This is a genomic window from Rhodospirillum sp. A1_3_36, from assembly GCF_047263945.1.
Lineage (GTDB): Bacteria > Pseudomonadota > Alphaproteobacteria > Rhodospirillales > Rhodospirillaceae > Rhodospirillum.
The window spans coordinates 1-2,660 of sequence record NZ_JBLAVB010000073.1; the positions used below are offsets into that span (position 1 = coordinate 1).

Consider the following 2,660-nt stretch of genomic DNA (forward strand, 5'->3'; position numbering starts at 1 on the left):
GCTCAAGCAGCAAGGCGTCTTTCTCCGCTTCGCTAAGTCGATATGTCCGGGGCGTTTTCATACAAAGGTTGAATCACAACCCAGGCCGTCAGCCAACCGATTTCGCCAACCCCGTGAGCAATTACGGTACATCTGGGGAAACCTCTATACGCATTGTTGTTCGACCTGGTACGATGGAACTAGTCACAGCCTATCCATATTAAAGAGAGTGATGTTGGATGAAAATTATATGCCCAAGATGTAATCAAGAGTGGATAAAGAAAGTCTATGTTGGAGCAACAGATCAGACGATCTTTCACTGTTATGAATGTGAGGCGACTTGGTTTTGCGAAAACTCGATAGCGTTTGCAACTTTTTTAGACCTCAGTACATATTTGGCGCGAAAAAAGATCCCAGCATCAAGCGCTACTTATTCAACGTTTGTTGATGACCCAAAATGGCCAATGAACTCCGAATGATTTGTAGAAGTATGGATTTCATCTGACAGGCGCTCCCTCTCGTGGCGGGTGTCCGATGAGGGCTGATTGTCCGACGTCACACCGCTGGGATTATTTTCTCCTTCGCCAGCAGCACGGTATCAATGAAGGTCTGGTCCGGGGTGCGCCCGAAACACCAGCGTCCTTGGTTAGGCCGAACCTCATTGTACTCGTGCATCCAGGCGTCCAGATCTGACTGACCATCCAATGGATGCTTCGGGAGCGCCGACGAATATCGACGTTGATGTTGGAGACGCTAATCCCACCACGTGGCAACGGATGACCACTCCTCAAGCAACAGAGGCGGCAAAGAATTTAGGATACGAGCGTACGTACCAATATCCGTTTGAGTCTCATGGACAGCCTGTGTACTCAAATGGAAAACAATATATTAGTCCTGATTTTAATGGACATAATGGGGGTATCTGGAAGATATTTGGAATTAAAGGGAACAGATTGGGTACTGCTGATGCTGATCTCAATGTATTCAAGGGATAAGGAGTGATGTGCAGATGGTTGGAATGATTAGATTCTTAGAAAATCAAAACAAAGAGAGCAAGGATCTGGTTGGGGAGATTTTTTTAGAGGAATTTCCAGAGACTTTTGTCGCATCTTCTCATGATTGGAGTGTAGATGATTACGTTCGTCAGTGGAGACATGCGGTGAGGCATTCTCTTTTTGAGGGTGAGATTTCATGCTTTATTACGAATTTTAGTAACGCATTTGATCATCCAAAAAAAATAGATGTTTTTACCATTATTCCAGAGGCAAGGGTTCATGAAAGAGAGGCATGCGGCAGAGAAGAGAAGTTCAAAGACTTTTACATTACAAATAGCTTTCTATTTATAACAAGTAATCCGTCCGAGCATATGCGAGATCAGAAATTCTTTGAAAATATTAAATCTGCGTATGGTAATTATTTTCCAATCTACCCTTTTTTTTCAGAAAAATTAGAGGTTTTTTACTTATATCTCGGTCGAAATATACAAGGAATTTCAAATTGGAAAGTATCTTCTGAAAAATTAGCGTCATTGTTGTGAGTTTTTAAATTGGGAGGGGATCGCTTTAATCTGACTTCCTTCTCAGTAGTGCTTGTTGAGCAAGGGCACCACCCAACTTAACGCAGTTTCGGTGACCAACCGCGCTAAGGGGCACTTGGAGCCCGACGACAAGTTGCCCCCTACCGTCCCCGGCGCGGTCATCACGCCGGAGGGTTATGCCTACATGAAAGACGGCTCGACGGTGGTCATCGACCATCCCTATCCGGGTCTGGATTGGATGGTTTATTACGACACGGGCAATGTTACGGTCAAACTCTACGGCACGGTTGCCACGGCCACGGGGGCGAGCACCGGCAAGGGCGAGATTGTCGCCGGCCGGAACCTGACCATCGACGCGGGCGGCGCGGTTCTCAACGACTTCTCGACCCTTGCGGCCGGGGGCGACCTGTCGATCAGCGCCAATTCCCTGGTCAACAAGGGCATCGAAAACGTCGCCACCCTGTGGTTTGAATGGGAGAACGCCGACAGCACCCACAACCGCTGTTTCGGCGGCCCCTGCGTCTGGTTCAGGAATGAGGGCGGCACGGCCTATGCCGGAGAGATCATCGGCCCGGGTGTGGGCTCGATCATCCAGGCTGGCGGCGGGGTCAACATCAACGTCGGCACCTTCGACAACACCAGCGAGGACCCCCGGGACCACGACAGCTGGGACATGAAAGGCCTTTCGGAGGTCACCGGTGTCGGTGGCCGGACGATCATCGCCGCCCAGGACCTGGACCTCTATGCGGCCCTGGCGTTTGGCGGTGTCGGTTCGGGGCTGTTCGGTTCGGGTTCGGTGGTGGGCGAAGGGGCTGGGGCAGGCGAAGCGGCGGGTCGCGGCCTCTCCGACCGCCTGTCCTTCGGTGCATTGGCGCTGGATGGCCTGTCTGGCTCGGCGGTGCGGACGGTCCTGTCGCAGTCCCTGGCGGGCTTCACGGCGCTGTTCCGCCCGGCGGCCCCCTCCTCCCGGCACCTGTACGAAACCCGCTTCGACTACACGGATTTCGGCATCTTCTACGTAATTGCTCACGGGGTTGGCGAAATCGGTTGGCTGACGGCCTGGGTTGTGATTCAACCTTTGTATGAAAACGCCCCGGACATATCGACTTAGCGAAGCGGAGAAAGACGCCTTGCTGCTTGAGCA

At 51.5% G+C, this 2,660-nt stretch carries 3 protein-coding genes; all 3 read left to right on the forward strand.

The window, feature by feature from the left end:
* Positions 1-755: 755 nt before the first annotated feature.
* Positions 756-974, forward strand: a complete 219-nt coding sequence (locus ACLIRY_RS26910) for a toxin C-terminal domain-containing protein (protein WP_413208499.1) — start codon at positions 756-758, stop codon at positions 972-974.
* A 14-nt stretch (positions 975-988) separates the two neighbouring features.
* Positions 989-1,516, forward strand: coding sequence for a hypothetical protein (locus ACLIRY_RS26915; protein ID WP_413208497.1), 528 nt, complete (start codon positions 989-991; stop codon positions 1,514-1,516).
* A gap of 91 nt (positions 1,517-1,607) precedes the next feature.
* The gene (locus ACLIRY_RS26920; protein WP_413208498.1) at positions 1,608-2,627 is read left to right on the forward strand and encodes a hypothetical protein; all 1,020 of its coding nucleotides are present in this window, start codon (positions 1,608-1,610) and stop codon (positions 2,625-2,627) included.
* Positions 2,628-2,660 lie beyond the last annotated feature (33 nt).

What these genes read in the sequence shown, in the direction of transcription:
- ACLIRY_RS26910 (WP_413208499.1), top strand. Translation starts at nt 756, where the DNA reads ATGACCACTCCTCAAGCAACAGAGGCGGCAAAGAATTTAGGATACGAG.
- ACLIRY_RS26915 (WP_413208497.1), top strand. Translation starts at nt 989, where the DNA reads ATGGTTGGAATGATTAGATTCTTAGAAAATCAAAACAAAGAGAGCAAG.